The following is a 17,960-nucleotide window of genomic DNA, read 5'->3' on the forward strand; positions in this document are numbered from 1 at the left end:
GAATGGACGATCAGTTTGCAGCCGGACATCGCGCCAGCAGGTATTGCGCGACGCTTTGGGCGTGTTCCGCCACCTGCGGCAGCCCCATCAGTTCGCCGAAGCGGCCGCGCGCCGCCGGGCCGGCCACCAGCAGGCGCGGGTTGGCAAGGCCGTCGCCGCCGATCGCCTGGCTGTCGGCATTGACCCACAGCCCCAATCCCAGCGGATCGGCGCGCAGCGCCCCCTGCTCCGCCAGCGAACTGAGCAACGGGCTGGCGGCGATCAGGCCGGCATGAGCCGGCCCCGTAGCGATCAGCAACCGCTGCGTCTGCAGCGCCCGCTCTGCGCCCTGGCGCGGCAGAATCGTCAAGCGCACGCCCTGCGGCATGGGTTCCGCCCGCCGCAGACGAGCGGCCAATACCTGCAGCGTGCCCGCTGCCTGTTGCTCCATCAGCAGCGTGCTCACCTGCGGCGCAAGGCGATAGCGGTGCACGTCCCAATAGGCGCGCAGATGCCGCAGAAAGCGCTGCTGTTCGGTCGGCGTCAACGCTTGCCACAGGCGCTGGCCCTGGGCGCGCACCGCGTCCAACACCGCCTGCCACGGCACCCGTTGCCGAGCGGCGCGCGCCACCTCAAGGCGCACCTGCCGCACCCCGTCACGCAGTCCGGATGGCGGGGTAAACGACCACGTCGGGTACTCCCCTTCGGCATTGGCACGCGGCAGCAAGCCGTGACGAGAGAGCGCGGTAATCGGCCCGCGATGCCCGCGGCGGTGCAACGCCGCTACCGCATCGGCCATCGTCAGCCCACTGCCGACGATCGCCAACGATTCATCGGGCTCAATCTCATCCAGCGCCCCCTCCGCCCAGGGATTGGCGATCAAACGCGCGTCGCGCGCCAGTTCCGGGGCGATCTGCCGCGGCAGCGCGGGCGGCGGATGGCTGGTCGCCAACACCACATAATCGCCCCACAGCCGTTCGCCGCCGGCGGTGATGACGGACGCGCCCTGCGCCTGCGGCTGCAGGTGCTGCGCCCGATCGCGCAGGTGCCGCAAGCGGGCCTGGCCCGACTGCGCCGCCTGATGAAAACGTTCCTCGACATAGCGGCCGAAGGCGCCGCGCTGCGGATAGGCTTTACCGTCGCGCCACAACGCCTGCGGATCGGCCGCCAGCCCGCCGCCCTCGCGGAACCAGCGGTCAAAATCCCCCGCCGGTTCATCCGCCAGCTGCATCCTATCGGCCGGAACGTTGATGCGGTGAGTCGGCTCGGTGGTCGAATACGCCACGCCATAGCCCGGCGCGGCGCGCGGTTCGATCACCGTGACATCCACCGCTCCGCGCGCCAGCTGGATCGCCAGTGCCGCGCCGGTGAAACCGCCGCCGATAACGATAATATGGGCACGCTTCGCCATCAGCCCTCCCGCTGCGCCGGGCCGGGACGACGATCGCCGCCGATGGTTTCGCCAAACGGGCCGGTATTGATCGTGCGAGCCGTCTGATGAGTCGACTGCGCCAGCGGCAGCAGCGGCATCACCAGCTCGGCGAAGCGGTGAGCCTCTTCCAGATGCGGATAGCCGGAAAGGATGAAATTGTCGATGCCCAGCGCCTGATACTCGCGTATGCGCGCCGCCACCTGCTGCGGATTGCCCACCAATGCGGTGCCGGCGCCGCCGCGCACCAGGCCGACGCCGGCCCACAGGTTGGGGCCGATGCGCAGACTCTCGCGCGAGCCGCCGTGCAGTTCGCTCATGCGGCGCTGGCCGGTAGAGTCCATGCGCGCAAAGATCTGCTGCGCCGCCGCGATGGTGTCGTCATCCAGATGCGCAATCAGTCGCTCGGCCGCCGCCCAGGCTTCGTCTTCAGTTTCGCGCACAATAACGTGCAGGCGAATGCCATAGCTGAGTTTACGCCCCTGCCGCTCGGCGCGCTGGCGCACCACCGCCAGCTTTTCCGCCACCTGAGCCAGCGGCTCGCCCCAGGTCAGGTAGGTGTCGATCTGCCCGGCGGCGATGTCGATCGCTTCCGACGATGAGCCGCCGAAATAGAGCGGCGGGCCGTTTTCCTGCACCGGCGGGAACAGCAATTCGGCGCCTTCGACGCGAATATGCTTACCGCTGAAATCCACCTTCTCCCCTTGCAACAGCCGTTGATACACCGTGAGAAATTCCTGTGTCACCTCATAGCGTTCGGCATGGCTGAGGAAGATGCCATCCCCTTTGTTTTCCACCGGATCGCCGCCGGTCACCACGTTGATCAGCAGGCGCCCGTCCGACAGCCGATCCAGCGTCGCGGCCATGCGCGCCGCCAGGCTCGGCGGCTGCAGGCCGGGGCGCACCGCCACCAGATAGCGCAACCGGCGGGTGATCGGTGCCAGCGCCGCCGCCACCAGCCAGGAATCCTCGCAGCTTTTACCGGTTGGGATCAGCACGCCGTAATAGCCGAGGTTGTCGGCGGCCAGCGCCACCTGCTGCAAATAAGGCAGGTCCACCGGGCGCCCGCCCTGCGCCGTGCCCAGATAGCGACCGTCGCCGTGGGTCGGCAGAAACCAGAAAACGTTGATGCGATCTTTCACTGACTCAGTCATTTATGCCTTTCCTATATAACTATTTTCATTATTTATCGATAGAAAAACTTTGCTTGGTTATAAAAAGAAAAGCAGGATGCGTGCCACATTGCAGATTAAAAAAAACCAATGCATATCAATATATTGATGAGATATCGACGTCAAAACGCTGCTGCATTGGCAGCAGGCGGCGGCGGCAAGCTGTTGCCAATGCAGCACCGTGCGCCTTTTATCCTCTCGCGGCGACTCATTGGCTGGGATAAGATTTTTTTCCCCATCGTCGTCAGACAGGAGACGCCCATGTACGATCCCCAACCGTTCGCCGCCGACAAACCGGTGCTGATCGATCCGGCGTCGCTCGCTCTGCAAAGCGTGCTCGATCGGCTGGCTCCCACCGACGCCACCGTGCTGATCGTCGGTGAAACCGGCACCGGCAAAGAAGTGGTGGCGCGCTATCTGCACCACCACAGCGCGCGCCGCCATCAACCTTTCCTGGCGGTCAACTGCGGCGCGCTGACGGAAAGCCTGGCGGAAGCCGAACTGTTCGGCCATGAGAAAGGCGCCTTCACCGGCGCCGTCGGCACTCATCAGGGCTGGTTCGAAGCGGCGGAAGGCGGCACCCTGCTGCTGGACGAGATCGGCGAGCTGAACCTGTCGCTGCAGGTCAAGCTGCTGCGCGTGCTGCAGGAACGGGAGATCACCCGCGTCGGTTCGCGCAAACCGCTGAAGATCGATGTGCGGGTCATCGCCGCCACCCACGTCGATCTGGCCGGCGCGATTCGCCAACGGCGGTTCCGTGAAGATCTCTATTACCGCCTGAACGTGGCGGCGGTGACTTTACCGCCCTTGCGCCAGCGGCCGGACGATATTCCGGTGCTGGCCAGACATTTTCTTGCGCTGTACGCCCGCCGTCTGGAACGGCCACTGCCGCGGTTGACGGCGGAAGCGCAGCAGACGCTGCTGGACTACCCTTGGCCCGGCAACGTGCGCGAGCTGGAGAACACGCTGCATAATGCGGTCTTGCTGAGCCAGGAGGGGGCGATCGCCCCGCAGCAACTGCAGCTCACCCATCGCCTGACGGATAACGGCGGCGGCGGCGACGACGCCATCGATCGCTTTGTGCAGCAGCAGTTGCAAGGCGACAGCGCGCAGCTTTACCAACGGGTGCTGGATGCGCTGGTGCGCAACGCCTTCGAACGCAGCGGCGGCAACCAGCTGCAAGCGGCGTCGTTGCTCGGCGTCAGCCGCAATACCCTGCGCACCCATTTGGCGCATCTTGGTCTGATCAAACCGCGCCGCCGCAGCGCCGGCGCCCCCTCACATTCACCGGCCATCAGCGCAGCGCCGCTGCCCGAACGCGAACTGCGCATCGGCTATCAAAAGTTCGGCAACCTCGGGGTGCTCAAGGCGCGGCAAAGCCTGGAACAGCTCTTCGCCACACAGCGCATCAGCGTGCTGTGGAGCGAGTTTCCCGCCGGGCCGCAGCTGCTGCACGCGCTCGACGGCGATGAGATAGACTTCGGCACCACCGGCGAAGTGCCGCCGATCTTCGCCCAGGCACAGGGCAATGCGCTGGTGTACGTCGGTTTTGAGCCGCCGGCGCCGCAGAGCGTGGCGATGGTGGTGCCGCAAGACAGCCCGATACGCAGCGCCGCCGATCTGCGCGGCAAACGCATCGCGCTCAACAAAGGCTCCAACGTGCACTATTTATTGCTGCAGATGCTGGACGAACAGGGATTGACGTTGAACGACGTGCGTATCGTCTACGCGCCGCCGAAGTATCCGCTGTCGGCGACCGATCTGCAGGCGGTGGATGCCTGGATGATGTGGGATCCGCTGCTCAGCGACGCGCAACGCAACGGGGAACTGCGCGTGATCGCCGACGGCACCCAGCGGGTGCTCAATCAGCAATTCTACCTGGCGCGCCGCGACTTCGCCGAGCGCTCGGGCGATCTGTTGCAGCCGCTGATGCAAGCATTGCAGCACACCGGCCGCTACATCACTGCGCAGCCGAGAGAAGCCGCTCGTCACCTTTCCAACGAACTGGGGCTGGCGAGCGCCTCGCTGGAACTCGCGCTGTCGCGCCGCAGCCACGAGATCCGCGCCATGGATTTGCAGGTGATCCGCCAGCAGCAAAGCATCGCCGACCGCTTCTACGCCCTCGGGCTGCTGCCCAGAGCGATCGCCGTGCGCGAGGCGGTCTGGCCGTTGTGATCCCCTGCCAAAAGCGCCGACGCCAGATGTCCGGCGGATCCCGGGCGGCAGCCGACAATGCCGCCGCCTGAAAGAGGGCAGAGATCAGAGATAAGGTTCGCCCAGCGTCAACATCAACCGGTTGGCCCAGGCGAAAAACGCCGTCGCCTGCACCAAATCCAACAGCGCCAGCTCATCCAGGCCCTGAGCGCGCAACGCCGCCAGTTGCCCGGCGTCAGCCTGCGGCGGCGTGGCGGATAGCGCGGCGGCAAAGGTTATCTGCGCTTGCCAGGCGTCATCCTGCCCCTGGCTCAACGCGCCGCCCGGCGCCACCGCCAGCAACCGATCTATCTCGGCTTCGCGCTTCGACAGCTGCGCCGCCTTGCGCGCATGCACCGAGGCGCAGTAGATGCAGCCGTTCACCTTGCTGGCGACCGTCGCCGCCAACTCGCGATCCTGTCGCGACAGCCCGCCGGAGGTATAAAAAATCGCCCGGTCAGCCAGCGTGCGTTGTTCCAGCACCGGATGGTTGCGCGCCAACAGGCGGAAGTAATCGGAATCGGCGTGGCCAAACCGCTCTAGCAACGCCCGGCCGGCGTCATCGAATTCCGCCAACGGCTTGGCGGCGATCCACGGCTCCCACCCCAGTTCTTGCCGGGTAAACGCCGGCGGCGCGTGACGGCCGCCTCGCGTCGCGCTCTCCGTTCGCCAGCGGCCGGCCGTTACCGGCTGATGCGCCGCAGCGTCGTCCGTCTTGCCGCCCAACAACCGGTAGCCCCGCAGCAAGCGGCTTTGGAAACTGACAAAGGCGATTAACTGCGACAATGTGACGATGGCGTCCAGCGACCAGCCGGCCTGCCGCAGCGCCTGCAAGTGCTGGGCGTTGGCGTTGGCCGGTTGAAACGCCAAACGTTCTGCATGCGCCAACGCCGCCGGCAGCCGCTCGTCTTCCGGCGCGTCGCCCTGACGTTCCAGCAGAGCAGCGTAATGCGCGGCCAAGCGCGGCTCGCCATGCCATTCACTGATGCGCTGAGCCAACCGCAGCCGCTGCGCCAACGGGAAATCGCCGGCGTCCGCAGGCGCAAACAGCGCCAGATAGCTGGACTGAACGGCATCGGTCGCCGCCTGCCGGGTGGCTCTGGCCTGCGCCAGCGTGGAATCCGGCGCAATCTCGGCCAGTTCGGCCAGCAGATCGACCTGGTGCGGTAATGTCGTCATAGCTTTTCCTCAACGTGATATTCATAAGCAACGGCGGGCGTGCCGCGCCGCCAGCCCAGTTCAGGGGCCACGTGGCGGGCGATAAGATCGATAGAACGCAGAATATGGGCGTGCGGCGGGTCGATGGAGTGCACCTGAAACGCCAGATCGGTGACGCGCGCCAGCGCGCTGTCCCGTTGCAGCGAGGCTATTACCTGATCTGGCGTGCCCAAGTGCACGTCGAAAGCGCGGATCAGGCCGTCGAGCGACGTATCGGCCAACCGGTGGCCGCTGGCGCGCATCCGCTCCAGCCCACGGCTCAACCCGGCCGTGGCGAAGTCGCGTGCCTGCTGGCCGTTCTCGCTGACAAACGCAGTGCGCGACCCCATGATGCGCGGCGCCACCCCTGGCGGCAGCGCCGCCAGATAAGCGTCAATGATCGGATTCTGCAGTTCGTCCAGCGGCAGGTCAGGCGCGTCCGCCGGGCGCGGCTGCGTGCGCGACAGCATCAGACCGTCACCGGCGCGGCCGGCCCGTTCGCCCCCTTCCACCGAGAACGTGGCCTGCCAGACGCGCTGCGCCAGCTGCGGCGCCGCCGGGTACAGCCGGTTGTCTTCGCCGCCCAACGCCTCTCCGCGCCAGGCGCTCAGCAACGTGCGCAAATTCTCGGCGAATGCCGTGTTGCGCTGCCCGGCGTCGAGACCGAAAGCGGCGAAAGAAGACGGCGTGCCGCCGCCGGCCACGCCCACCTCCAGTCTGCCGTCGGACAACAGATCCAGTACCGCAGTGTCTTCCGCCACCCGCAGCGCCGACTCCATCGGCAACGTGATCACCCCGGTGCCCAGCCGGATACGGCGGGTGCGTGCCGCCGCCTGCGCCAAAAACACCAGCGGTGATGGCAGACCGCCCTCATCGGCATGAAAGTGGTGCTGCGCCACCCAAGCGGTGTCGAACCCGGCTCGTTCGGCGTGCACGATCTGTTCGGTCGCCAGCCGGTAGCGCTCCTGCGCGCTGCCCTGATCCAGCAATCGGGTGAAGAAACCGAGTCTTTTTCCGCTCATATCGCCTCCTCGAATTTTGGCTGTCCGGCATGCGATGCGCGGCCGGGAATGGCGGCGATCAATTGGCGGGTGTAATCGCTCCCCGGCATGGCGAACAACTCGGCGGTGGCGCCGCCGTCTACCCGTTCACCGCGGTGCAATACCGAAACGCTGTGCGAAATCCGCCGCACCGTCGCCAGATCGTGAGAAATAAACAGGTAGGTCAGGTCCCGCTCCTGCTGCAACTCTTGCAACAAATGCAGGATCTGCGCCTGCACCGTGACGTCGAGCGCCGACGTGGCCTCATCCAATACCAATATTCGCGGTTGCAGCACCAGCGCGCGGGCAATCGCCACCCGCTGACGCTGGCCGCCGGACAGTTCGTGCGGCCTGCGGTTCAGCAAATCGGGCGGCAGCGCGACCCGTTCGAACAGCTCACGCACCCGCCGATCGCGCTCCGGTTTGCCGATCGGCGCGAAATTCAGCAGCGGTTCTTCAATCACCCGATAAAGAGTCTGTTTGGGATCGAGCGAGCCGAACGGATTCTGATAAACCAGCTGAATGCGCTGCCGAAACTGACGCAGCGCTTCGCCCCTGAGACCGATAACATTGACGCCGTCGATCAGGACCTGCCCGGCATCCGGCCGCTCGAAACCCAGCAGGCAACGCGCCAACGTGCTTTTGCCCGACCCGGACTCTCCCACCAACGCATGGGTGGTGCCGCGCGGCACGCTGAATGACACGCGATCCAGCGCGCGGAACCCCTGGCCGCCGGACAGCCGAAAATCCTTAACCAGCGCCTGAACCACGATCGCCGGCGGCTGCCCGCTGCGTTTCGGCGGCGGCGCAACGGCGCCGCTCAATGAAGGCGCATCGGCTAACAGTTTACGGGTGTATGCGCTGGCAGGCGCGCGCAGCACCTCGGCGGTAGCCCCCTGTTCCTGCACCCGGCCGTGGCGGAACACCAGCAGCCGATCGGCGCGTTCCGCCGCCACGCCCAAATCGTGCGTCACCAGCAGCACTGCAGTGCCGAATTCGCGCCGCAGCTCGTCGATCAGATCGAGAATGCGTTTTTGCACCGTCACGTCCAGCGCGCTGCTCGGTTCGTCGGCAATGATCAACGCCGGCTGCAGCGCAATGGCGATGGCGATCAATACCCGCTGCTTCATGCCGCCGGAAAGTTGATGTGGAAACTGGCGCGCCCGCAGTTCCGGGTGCGTCAGCCCGACGCGGGTCAGCAGTTCCGTCACCCGCTGTTGTACCTGCCCGCGCGGCAACCGGCGGTGAATATTGACGATCTCCGCCACCTGCTCGCCGATGGTTTTTACCGGGTTGAGCGAGCTGGCGGGATCTTGCGGGATCAGGCTGATTTGCGCCCCTCTCACCGCATCCAGCCGCCGCGATGACCAGCCGGCGATATCGGTGCCGTGCAGCCGAATGGCGCCCTGTTCAAGGTGGCCGTTGTCGGCCAGCAAGCCGATGATCGCCTGCGCCGTGGTGGTTTTGCCGGAACCGGATTCGCCAACCAGCGCCACCACTTCCCCCGGCTCAATCGTGAACGACACCTCATGCACCACCCTTCGCCTGCCTTCGTTGCCCTGATAGGCGATGGAAACCTTGTCCAGCGCCAGTACCGGCGGCCGCGCCGCCCGTTGCCATGCCGCTTGCATGCTCATCGCGCTTTTCCTCCCAGCGAACGGCTGATGCGGTTAGCCGCCAACACCACCGCCACCACCACCATGCCCGGGAAGGTGGTCAGCCACCAGGCGGTGGAAATGTAGTTGCGCCCTTCGGCGATCAGCAGCCCCCATTCCGGGGTTGGCGGCGGAGTGCCGTAACCGAGGAAGCTCAGGGTGGCGATCGCCAGGATCGCACTGCCGAACTGCAGCGCCGAGAAGGCGATCACCGAAGTCAGCGAGTTCGGCAGGATATGCCGCCACAGCACCGCCCAAAAGCTGCCGCCGCTGCCGTAAGCCGCTTCAACGTAATCGCTGTGCCGCACTCGCACCACTTCCGCCCGTGCCAGACGGGCAAAGTTGGCAACCGAAGTGACGCCCACGGCGATGGCGGCGTTGACCGTACCGAAACCAAGCAGGATGATAATGCTCAGCGACAGCAGCAGGCCGGGGATCGACAGCAGCACATCGACGACGCGCATCACCGCGTCGTCCGCCACGCCGCCCAACGCGCCGGCGATCAGGCCGAGCGCGGTGCCGAACACCAACCCCAGCGCCACCGCCACTACCGCGCCGGCCAGGGTTTGCGACGCGCCGTACACCATGCGCGCATACAGGTCGCGTCCCAGTTGATCGGTGCCAAGCCAATGAGCACCGCCGGGCGCCAGTCGCTGCGCGCCGGCAATGCCTTCGGTGCCGCTGTAGGCGGTAAACAGCTGCGGCGCCAACGCCCACAGCACCACCAGCGCAATGACCGCCCAGGCCAGCAAAAGCGTCAGGGGGACACGGCGGCGGCTCGAACGACTGGCGGGCAGCGCGCCTTCACTTTCAGCGCCGGACAGATCGCGCTCCGGAACCGTGGCTTTTTCAAAGGAGATACTGCTCATAGGGATGCTCCTGCCTGGGTTTTCAGCCGCGGATCCAGCAGCGGGAACAGCAGATCCACCAGCAAGTTGATGATGACGAAAGCGGCGGCCGAGATCAGCACTATCGCCTGCAGCACCGCCACGTCCTGATTGACCACCGCTTGCTGGGTCAATTGCCCCAGGCCGCTGCGGCCAAACACGGTTTCGGTGATCAGCGCCCCGGCGATCAGTTCGCCGAACAGCATGCCGGCGATGGTCAGCGCCGGCAGCATGGCGTTGCGCGCCACATGCCGCCACAGCACCCCGCTGCGGCTGGCGCCCTTGGCCCGCGCCACCGCGACGAACGGCTGGGTTTGCACCGCATCGATGCTGCGGATCAGAATTTGCGCCAGCGGCGCGGAGATCGGCAGCGCCAGCGTCGCGATCGGCAAAATCACCCCCTGCCACTCGCCGGGGTTAATGATCGGGATCAGCTTCAGGCGGAACGAAAAGAGCTGAATCAGCACAATGCCCAGCCAGAAGGTGGGCACTGAAACGAACAGCGACGGCAGCATCTGCAGCGCCGAACGCAGCCAGCCGAAGCCGGTCAGGTTGGAAACAAAAGCGATAATCAGCGCCAGCAGCAACGCCACCGCAAAGCCCAGCACCGCCAACTGCAGCGTGGCGGGCAGATTAGCCGCCAGCAGCGCGGTAACCGGCACCCCGGCCTGCATTGAGAAGCCCAGATCGCCATGCAGCACGCTGCCCAGGGTATGCAGATACTGCCGCCACAGGGGGACATCCGCGCCATAGGCCGCGCGCATGTCGGCGATCTGCGCCGGACTCAGCCCCATGTCCGGGTTCTGGAATTTGATCAGGATCGCATCGCCCGGCAGCACCTGCAGCAGGATGAACGACAGGGTAAAGGCCGCCCACAGCACCAATGCCGCCTGCCCGATGCGCCCCGCCAGATATCGCTTCATTGCGCCCCCTTAATGTTTCTCTAACCAGGCGCCGTAGAAGCTCGGGCGACCGACCGCTTCGAAACTCACCCCCTTCAAATAAGGCGCACCAGCGAACACCTGCGGCTCCTCAAAAAACGGGATCACGTAGGCCTGGTCAATCAGGTAGTTTTGCGCCTCGCCGGCGATCTGCAGGCGTTGTTGCGCATCAACCTCGGAGGCAATGCCGAGCAGCAGGGCATTCAGCTTGTCATCGCTAAAGTTGCTGTTGCTGCTGGTGCCGCCCTTCTGCAGCAGCCCGTCGCGGTTGGTTGGGTAAAACTGACTTTTAATCACGTCCGGATCGGCGCGCCCCACCTCCACCACCGTCGCCGGGGTTTTCTGTGGGTCGAGATTATCCGCCACCCGGCTGCCGGCGTCGCCCGCCAGAATGTTCAGCCGCGCGCCGACTTTCCCCCACTGCTGAGAAACCAGCTGCAACACCGCCTTGTTCTGCGGCTGCGGCAACGATTCATACACCGTCAGCACCAGCTTCTTGCCGTCCTTTTCCCGCAGCCCGTCGCCGCCCTTTTTCCAACCCGCTTCATCCAACAGCCGGTTGGCCTGCTGCGGGTCAAATTTCAGCTTGTCGGACAGATCGACAAAGCCGGCGGCCGAGGAGGCGATCACCGATTTGGCCTGCGGGTAGTTGGCGGAGAACAGCGTATCGACGATCTGCTTGCTGTCGGTGGCATGCAGCAGCGCTTGACGCACGCGCAGATCGGCCACCAGCGGGTTATCCGGCCGGAAAGCGATGCTGTCGTTGACGCCGCGCGTCGGTGCGGCATAAATGATAAAGCCCTGATCCTGCGTTTGCTTCTCGTCATAGGCCTGGATCTGGCGGATAAAATCCGCCTGCCCGGCCTGCAGCGCACCGATGCGCACGCTGTCCTCGCCGGTGACGATCACCTTGATGCCGTCCAGATTGGCTCGCCCTTGTTGGGGCGATTTGACCGGCCCCCAGTCATAATCCTTACGGGCGCTAAGCTCGACCTCACGCCCCAGCGTTTCGCCGCTGACCACAAACGGACCGGAACCGATGATATGGCGCGCATCGCCCAGTTCGTCGTAGCTGCGGTTCAGCGTGCTGAGCGATACCAACCCGGAGCCGATAGTGGCGGTGCCCTGCAGGAAACCCGGCGACGATCGCGTGAAATGGAATTTAACCGTCAGCGGATCCACCACTTCACTGCGCTGGTAGTTATTGATCACCTCGGAAACCGGCAGGCGTTTCTCCTTGTTGCCCAGCCCGTAGGTGTCGAAGTTCTTCGCCACCGCGTTGGCGTCCAGTGGCGTGCCGTCGGAGAAAGTCACGCCGGGGCGCAGCTTGAAAGTGTATTCGGTTTTGTCGGCGTTGCTGCTCCAGGACTCGGCGATCCAGGGTTCAATCTCCAGCGTCTTGGGGTTCTGGTAAGTCAGCTTGTCGGTGATCTGATTGAGAATACCGCCGTTGGGGTAAAACCCGCCGGAAGGCGGATAAAGATTGGTGTGAGCCTGTTGTTCGAGGTAGATCAGCGTGCCGCCCTGCACCGCCGCCAACGCCGGGCTCATCGCCGCCGCCCCTCCTAACGCCACCGCTATTCCACCGGTTAATACCTTGAAAGAAAAATTAAACATTAGTGCCGCACCCATATTATTTCTGAAAGTTATGGGTTAGATAACAAACCAAATCGGCGGGGAATTGAACGAACTAATTTCGCTAACCAATGGTGTAAATCGCACAAGACGCGTCGCTTGGCGGCGAATGCAATCTGTTATAAAGTATCAAAACCTCAGCCAAAGGAAGACGACGATGAAAATCCAGCTGTCGCTGTTGTTTCTCAGCCTGCTGGCCGGCAAGGCCGCAGCGTTTCAGTCGAAAGTGCCCGAACCGCGCCCGGAGCAGGCGCGGGTGGCGGAACAAAACATCGAAAATCTGTTTTACGGCTTTCACGCCATGGACGCCCAGCCGGTGAGCATCGGCAGCTGCGCGGCGGTGCCGGTGGCGGGATGCCAATGCGCATTCTGCACCCAGCTGCGGCAGGCCGGGCGCTGAACCGCCCCCTTATTCACCCAGCTCATATTGCACGTTCAATTGCCCTTTCTTCATCTTTAGGCCGGTAATCGCGATCGCGCCCACCTCGCCCAGCGCGGCGACATGGGTGCCGCCACAGCCGTAGGCGGGCAGCTCGCCGAAGCCGACCTGGCGCAGGCCGTCCACCGCCTGCTGGCGGCGCGGCAGATCGGCGGCGATCAAACGCATCAGCTCCGCCTGCAAAAAGTCCGCTTCTATCGTCTGCGCATCCGCTCCCGGCGCGAAAGTGATGCGCCCTTCCCCCGGCCAATGATGCGCCTTGACCGGCCGCCAGCCCCGGGTTTCGCCCAACCAGCCGATCAGATGCCCAGCGGAGTGCCAGCGGGCGTGCAGCCGACGCTGCGCTTCATCGATTTGCATCGTCACCGGCCCGTTCGGCAGCGGCGCGGCGGTAAAGTGCACCACGGTATCCCCCTGCTGCTGCACCCGCAGCACGGTAACGTCGCCTAACGACCCCACATCGGAAGGTTGGCCGCCGCCCTGCGGGTGGAACAGCGTGGCGTCCAGTTCCACGGCGTAAGCGCCCGCCTCGGCCGGCGCACAGCTCAACACCCGCGCCTGGCCCTGTAAATCGTCGCTGTAGTAATAACGTCGCTCGGTCATCATTTTTTTTCTCCTCGGTTCGGAGAGCCATTATATTCATGCCATAATCGGAGGATAATCCGCCGCCATCACAATGGACTTTTGCGTCATGAGCACAAATCTTTCTTACACGCTGTTAGCCGAAATGGCCGTTTTCGTTCAGGTGGTAGAGAGCGGCAGCTTTTCCGCCGCCGCCCGCAAGCTGGGCGCTTCGCCTTCCGCCGTCAGCCGCAGCGTGGCGAAGCTCGAACAGGCGTTGACGCTGCAGCTGCTGCACCGCACCACCCGCAAACTGCGGCTGAGCGAAAGCGGTGAAGAGGTGTTTGCGCACTGCCGCACCCTGCTGGCGGCGGCCGACGCGGTCATGGCGATCGGCGGGCGCGGCGCCGCGGAGCCCGAAGGGCTGGTCAGCGTCAGCGTACCCAAAGCGGTGGGCCGCTTCGTGCTGCATCCGCACATGCCGGAGTTCCTGCGCCGCTACCCGAAGGTGGACGTGAGGCTGCGGCTGGAAGATCGCTACATGGATTTGATAGACGATCGGGTCGATCTGGCGCTGCGCATTACCGATCGCCCCTCGCCCGGGTTGATCGGCCGCCAGTTGATGAGAATAGACCATCTGCTGTGCGCCACGCCGCACTACCTGGCGCAGCACGGCACACCGCAGCATCCGCACGATCTGGCGGCGCACAGCTGCATCTATCTGGGGGAAACGCCGAGCGACGCACAATGGAAATTCCGCCGCAGCGGCAAAACGGTGACGGTCAACGTGCGCGGCCGCTACGCCGCCAACCACACCGGCGTGCGGCTGGACGCGGTGAAACGCCATATCGGCATCGGCAGCCTGCCGTACTTTACCGCCCGCCAGGCGCTCGACGACGGCGAGATCGTGCAGGTGTTGCCGGAATGGGATTTTCTCAGCAGCTATCACGGCGGCCTGTGGTTGCTCTACGCGCCCAACCAGTATCTGCCGCCCAAACTGCGGGTGTTTATCGACTATCTCGTCGCCTGCCTGGCGCAGGAGCCGCAGCTAAAGCGCCTTGCGTAGCGTGATGTTGATGCGGTGCGGCCCCACCAGCGAGTGGTAGCCTTCCTTGACCGGCAGGATGCCGTGAAAACAGAGCCGAGATGGGCCGCCCCACACCACCACATCGCCGTGCGCCAGCGGAATGCGCCGCGCCCGGTCGCCGCGCTGCAGGCCACCGAACTGAAACACCGCCGGCAGCCCGAGCGACACCGAGACGATCGGCGCGCCGAAGTCGTGTTCGTCTTTATCCTGATGCAGCGACAGCTTGCTGCCCGGATCGTAACGGTTCATCAGGCAGGAATCCGGCACGAAGGGGCCGAAGCCCGCCTGCTGCGCAGCTTCGTCCGCCAGCGCCATCAGGATGGGGGGAATGGCCGGCCAGCGTTTGCCGCTGCGCGCGTCGCGTTCCGAATAGCGGTAGCCCCGGCTGTCGCTGGTCCAGCCGTTGCCGCACCAGCTCATCGCCACCGACATCACGTGCCCGCCGGGGGTGGTCAAATGCCGCCACGGCACCTGGGCCACCACGCCCTGCACCGCCGCCAGCAGTGCCGGCCCGTGATCGCGCACGAAGCCGTGCATCACCACCGCGCCGGGGGCGATCTCTTCGCGCCACGGCGGCGGCAGCGCGTCTTCAAAAAGATCGATTGTCATCGCCAAAGCCTGTATGAATACACAGTATCCATTGTAACCCGCCGCCGCCGATTGTCCAGCGCCCGGCGGCGCCATTGTTGTTGGCGGCAAATTTCTCTACAGTAGCCGCCATAAAATCAATCACTCACCAGGAATGCGTGTGATTAAGGGCATCACTCTTTCAGTCGTCGCCTCCATCTTGTTCGGCGCGATGTATTACTTCACCTCTACCCTCACCCCGCTGAACGGCGAGCAGGTCTACGGCTGGCGCACGCTGCTGACGCTGCCGTTCCTGACGCTGTTCATGGCGCTGTCCGGCGATTGGCGCAAGGTGGGCGACACGCTGGCCTGGATCGGCCAACGGCCGCCGCGTCTGCTGGGCCTGCTGCTCACCTCGGCGCTGCTGGGGGTGCAGCTGTGGCTGTTCCTGTGGGCGCCGCTGCACGGCAAGGCGCTCGACGTGTCGCTCGGCTATTTTCTGCTGCCGCTGACCATGGTGCTGGCGGGGCGCCTGATCTATCGCGATCGGCTGTCGCTGCTGCAAAAACTGGCGGTGGCATGCGCCATGGTGGGGGTGGGCAATGAGCTGTATCAGGCGGGTGGCGTGTCGTGGCCGACGCTGGTGGTGGCGCTGGGTTATCCGCTCTACTTTATTTTGCGGCGGCGTTTCGGCACCGACAATCTCGGCGGGCTGTGGTGCGAGCTGGCGCTGATGCTGCCGGCTGCGGCCTGGTTCGCCTTCGGCGACGGTGGCGCCGCGGCGTTGCAGAGCAATGCCGAGCTGTATTGGCGCATTCCGCTGCTCGGCGTCATCAGCGCCGTGGCATTGGTGTGCTACATCCTCGCCAGCCGCCTGCTGCCGTTCAGCCTGTTCGGCCTGCTGAGCTATGTGGAACCGGTGCTGCTGGTGATCGTCGCGCTGCTGCTCGGCGAGAGCATCAGCCAAAGCGAGTGGCCAACCTATCTGGCGATCTGGCTGGCGGTGCTGCTGCTGGCGGCGGAAGGTGCGCAACACCTGCTGCGCCGCCAGCGGGTCTGACTCAGGCGGCCAGCGTGGCGCCGCCGTCGATCACGATATCCTGCATGGTGATGTGGCTGGCCAAGTCGGAGGCCAGGAACAACACCGCGTTGGCGATCTCGTCCGGGCGGGCGATTTTACCCAGCGGGATCCCCAGTTTGAACAGCTCGGGGAAGCCGGCGATGGTGCGCTGCTGTGCATCGTCGGTCTGCCACATGCCGCGCTGCATCGGCGTGTCGGTCGAGCCCGGCGACACCAGATTGCAGCGCACGCCGAACGGCGCCATCTCCAGCCCCACGCAGTGGTTCAGGCTGGTCAGCGCCGCCTTGGAGGCGCAGTAGGCCGCCATCTGCGCGCGCGGCACGTGCGCGGCGTTGGAGCCGATGCTGACGATCGCGCCGCTGCGCTGCGCCTTGAAGTGCGGCAGCACGGCGCGGAACAGGTAAAACGCCCCCGAGGCGTTGACGTTGATGCACTGGTGCCAGTCATCCACGCTCAGATCTTCAGTATTGCCCATGCGCAGAATGCCGGCGGCATTGACCAACACGTCCAGTCGCGGGTTTTCCGCCAGCTGTTGGCGGCACACCGCCTCCACCTGCTCCGGCCGGCTGATGTCCAGCGTCACGCAAGGGTAAGGCAGATCCGGGTTGGCGAACTCGCGGTCAAACCCCACCACCTCGGCGCCCTGCGTCAAAAAATGCCGGGCGATCTGCTCGCCGATGCCGCGCGCCGCGCCGGTCACCCACACGCGTTTGCCGGTGAAATCCATCTGAATGCTCATGCGCGCACCGCCATCCGGGCGCACAGCCGGGTCATGTTGTTGTTCATCGTTGTCTCCTGCGAAAAGCATATGATGCGGCGTGCTGCGCCGCAAAGTGGCCCTACAGCGCGCCGCTGTTCAGGCCGAAAGCGTTGAGCATGGTGCCCAGTTTGGCGGCGGTTTCCATCCACTCGGACTGCGGCGTCGAGGCGGCGACGATCCCCGCGCCGGCGAACAGCCGCACCCGGTTGCCGCGCAGCAGGCCGCTGCGGATGACGATCGCCCACTCGCCGTCGCCGTTGGCGTCGCACCAGCCGACGATGCCGCTGAACAAGCCGCGATCGTGCGGCTCCAGATCGGCGATCAGCTGGCGGGCGCTCTCGGTCGGGAAGCCGCACAGCGCCGGCGTCGGATGCAGCAGGCAGGCCAGCTGCATCACGTTGAGCGCCGGATTCAGCAACTCGCCGCGAATGCGGGTGGACAGGTGCCACATGGTGCCGGTGCTGAGCAGCGACGGGCCGCTCGGCACGCTCAGGCTGGCGCACAGCGGCGCCAGGCGCCGACGAATGTCGTCGATCACCAGTTTGTGTTCGTATTTGTCTTTGGTCGAGCGCATCAGGCGCTCGCTGCCGAGGCGATCCTGTCGCGCATCGTCCTGACGGCGCGCCGACCCCGCCAGCGGATTGGTGTGGATCTCGCCGCCCTGCTTGCGGATCAGCAGCTCCGGGCTGGCGCCGAGCAGCACGCCGCCATCGGCCAGCGGCAGGGAGAAGTGGTATCCGGTCGGGTTCTGCACCATCAGGTTATTGAGGATTTGGTGGCCCGCCACCGGCTGCTCCAGCTCGATGTCGAGGATGCGCGACAGCACCGCCTTGTCCAGCTTGCCTTGTTTGAAGCGGCTGACCGCTTCCGCCACCGCGTGCTTGAAGCGCGGCTCGTCCGGAATGCTGGTGCAGGCGACCAGGCGATGCGGCTGTTGCAGCATCGGGCGCGCGGCGCGGGTAAAGCTGTCGTTGGCGACAAACTGGCAGTTTTCAGGCACGTACAGGCTGGAAGGCCGGCGCGTATCGAACGGAATGGCGCCCACCACCACCGGTGCCGCCTGGCCGGCGGCTTTGGCGCGCGCCAACGCCTGGCGGATATGCTGCGCCAGCGCGCTGTCTTCCTGCTCGCCGCCGAACGCCGGCGTCTCAATGCGCTCGAACACGCCGCTGGCGGAGAGGGAACGGAATTCGGACCGGTACAAAAAGGTCGATTGTTCGGCGTACGCAAACCCGGGGAAGGTTTGGTTTTCTGTCGTCAGTGTCGCCACAAGACCACTCCTTTGTTGCGCCTCACCAATGATAATGTTTATGCGAATAGTTATCATTAGCTGTAAA

General features: G+C 65.0%; 16 protein-coding genes. 4 read left to right on the top strand and 12 right to left on the bottom strand.

What is annotated here, in order from left to right; genetic code table 11:
- Positions 1 to 10 precede the first annotated feature (10 nt).
- Positions 11 to 1,390 carry an FAD/NAD(P)-binding protein gene (locus tag GT753_RS11825; protein ID WP_103085463.1) on the bottom strand — a complete coding sequence of 460 codons (1,380 nt, stop codon included), beginning with the start codon at positions 1,388 to 1,390 and terminating at the stop codon, positions 11 to 13.
- Positions 1,390 to 2,562 carry an FMNH2-dependent alkanesulfonate monooxygenase gene (gene ssuD, locus GT753_RS11830; protein ID WP_015378420.1) on the bottom strand — a complete coding sequence of 391 codons (1,173 nt, stop codon included), beginning with the start codon at positions 2,560 to 2,562 and terminating at the stop codon, positions 1,390 to 1,392. Before ssuD ends, GT753_RS11825 begins: the two co-directional genes overlap by 1 nt.
- A 279-nt stretch (positions 2,563 to 2,841) precedes the next feature.
- On the opposite strand from ssuD, the gene GT753_RS11835 reads away from it, so the two are divergent.
- Positions 2,842 to 4,755 (top strand): sigma-54-dependent Fis family transcriptional regulator, encoded by a 1,914-nt coding sequence (locus GT753_RS11835; RefSeq protein WP_160125599.1) that lies wholly within the window; start codon positions 2,842 to 2,844, stop codon positions 4,753 to 4,755.
- Between the two features lie 84 nt (positions 4,756 to 4,839).
- On the opposite strand, the gene GT753_RS11840 is transcribed toward GT753_RS11835, so the two are convergent.
- Genes GT753_RS11840 through GT753_RS11865 form a run of 6 tightly spaced genes read right to left on the bottom strand, consistent with a single transcriptional unit; the run spans position 4,840 to position 12,044 of the window.
- On the bottom strand, positions 4,840 to 5,952 hold the full coding sequence (locus GT753_RS11840) for an alkylhydroperoxidase domain protein (RefSeq protein WP_015378422.1): 1,113 nt from the start codon (positions 5,950 to 5,952) through the stop codon (positions 4,840 to 4,842).
- The gene (locus tag GT753_RS11845) at positions 5,949 to 6,992 is read right to left on the bottom strand and encodes a putative FMN-dependent luciferase-like monooxygenase (RefSeq protein ID WP_015378423.1); all 1,044 of its coding nucleotides are present in this window, start codon (positions 6,990 to 6,992) and stop codon (positions 5,949 to 5,951) included. Before GT753_RS11845 ends, GT753_RS11840 begins: the two co-directional genes overlap by 4 nt.
- On the bottom strand, positions 6,989 to 8,647 hold the full coding sequence (locus GT753_RS11850) for an ABC transporter ATP-binding protein (protein WP_015378424.1): 1,659 nt from the start codon (positions 8,645 to 8,647) through the stop codon (positions 6,989 to 6,991). Before GT753_RS11850 ends, GT753_RS11845 begins: the two co-directional genes overlap by 4 nt.
- On the bottom strand, positions 8,644 to 9,534 hold the full coding sequence (locus GT753_RS11855; protein WP_015378425.1) for an ABC transporter permease: 891 nt from the start codon (positions 9,532 to 9,534) through the stop codon (positions 8,644 to 8,646). Before GT753_RS11855 ends, GT753_RS11850 begins: the two co-directional genes overlap by 4 nt.
- Positions 9,531 to 10,475 (bottom strand): ABC transporter permease, encoded by a 945-nt coding sequence (locus GT753_RS11860; protein WP_004940833.1) that lies wholly within the window; start codon positions 10,473 to 10,475, stop codon positions 9,531 to 9,533. Before GT753_RS11860 ends, GT753_RS11855 begins: the two co-directional genes overlap by 4 nt.
- A 9-nt stretch (positions 10,476 to 10,484) precedes the next feature.
- On the bottom strand, positions 10,485 to 12,044 hold the full coding sequence (locus GT753_RS11865; protein ID WP_229705516.1) for a TIGR04028 family ABC transporter substrate-binding protein: 1,560 nt from the start codon (positions 12,042 to 12,044) through the stop codon (positions 10,485 to 10,487).
- Between the two features lie 241 nt (positions 12,045 to 12,285).
- Between GT753_RS11865 and GT753_RS11870 the strand changes: the two genes are divergently transcribed.
- On the top strand, positions 12,286 to 12,528 hold the full coding sequence (locus GT753_RS11870; protein WP_004940831.1) for a hypothetical protein: 243 nt from the start codon (positions 12,286 to 12,288) through the stop codon (positions 12,526 to 12,528).
- A gap of 9 nt (positions 12,529 to 12,537) precedes the next feature.
- Here the strand turns inward: GT753_RS11870 and GT753_RS11875 are convergent, their stop codons facing one another.
- Positions 12,538 to 13,170: a hypothetical protein gene (locus GT753_RS11875; protein ID WP_076740790.1), complete on the bottom strand. Its 633-nt coding sequence runs from the start codon at positions 13,168 to 13,170 to the stop codon at positions 12,538 to 12,540.
- Positions 13,171 to 13,258: 88 nt separating this feature from the next.
- Here GT753_RS11875 and GT753_RS11880 point away from each other — a divergent pair, with 88 nt between their 5' ends.
- The gene (locus GT753_RS11880; protein ID WP_088381746.1) at positions 13,259 to 14,194 is read left to right on the top strand and encodes a LysR family transcriptional regulator; all 936 of its coding nucleotides are present in this window, start codon (positions 13,259 to 13,261) and stop codon (positions 14,192 to 14,194) included.
- Here GT753_RS11880 and alkB read toward each other — a convergent pair.
- Positions 14,177 to 14,824 (bottom strand): DNA oxidative demethylase AlkB, encoded by a 648-nt coding sequence (alkB, locus tag GT753_RS11885; protein ID WP_004940828.1) that lies wholly within the window; start codon positions 14,822 to 14,824, stop codon positions 14,177 to 14,179. The genes GT753_RS11880 and alkB overlap by 18 nt on opposite strands.
- Positions 14,825 to 14,963: 139 nt before the next feature.
- Here alkB and rarD point away from each other — a divergent pair, with 139 nt between their 5' ends.
- Positions 14,964 to 15,842: an EamA family transporter RarD gene (gene rarD, locus GT753_RS11890; protein WP_015378430.1), complete on the top strand. Its 879-nt coding sequence runs from the start codon at positions 14,964 to 14,966 to the stop codon at positions 15,840 to 15,842.
- 1 nt (position 15,843) lies between these two features.
- Here the strand turns inward: rarD and dhbA are convergent, their stop codons facing one another.
- Positions 15,844 to 16,602 carry a 2,3-dihydro-2,3-dihydroxybenzoate dehydrogenase gene (dhbA, locus tag GT753_RS11895; protein ID WP_031300685.1) on the bottom strand — a complete coding sequence of 253 codons (759 nt, stop codon included), beginning with the start codon at positions 16,600 to 16,602 and terminating at the stop codon, positions 15,844 to 15,846.
- Positions 16,603 to 16,702: 100 nt separating this feature from the next.
- On the bottom strand, positions 16,703 to 17,893 hold the full coding sequence (locus GT753_RS11900) for an isochorismate synthase MenF (RefSeq protein WP_015378432.1): 1,191 nt from the start codon (positions 17,891 to 17,893) through the stop codon (positions 16,703 to 16,705).
- Positions 17,894 to 17,960: the final 67 nt, after the last annotated feature.

Origin of the sequence: Serratia sp. Z4 (assembly GCF_009900725.1) — a bacterium.
GTDB lineage: Bacteria > Pseudomonadota > Gammaproteobacteria > Enterobacterales > Enterobacteriaceae > Serratia > Serratia nematodiphila.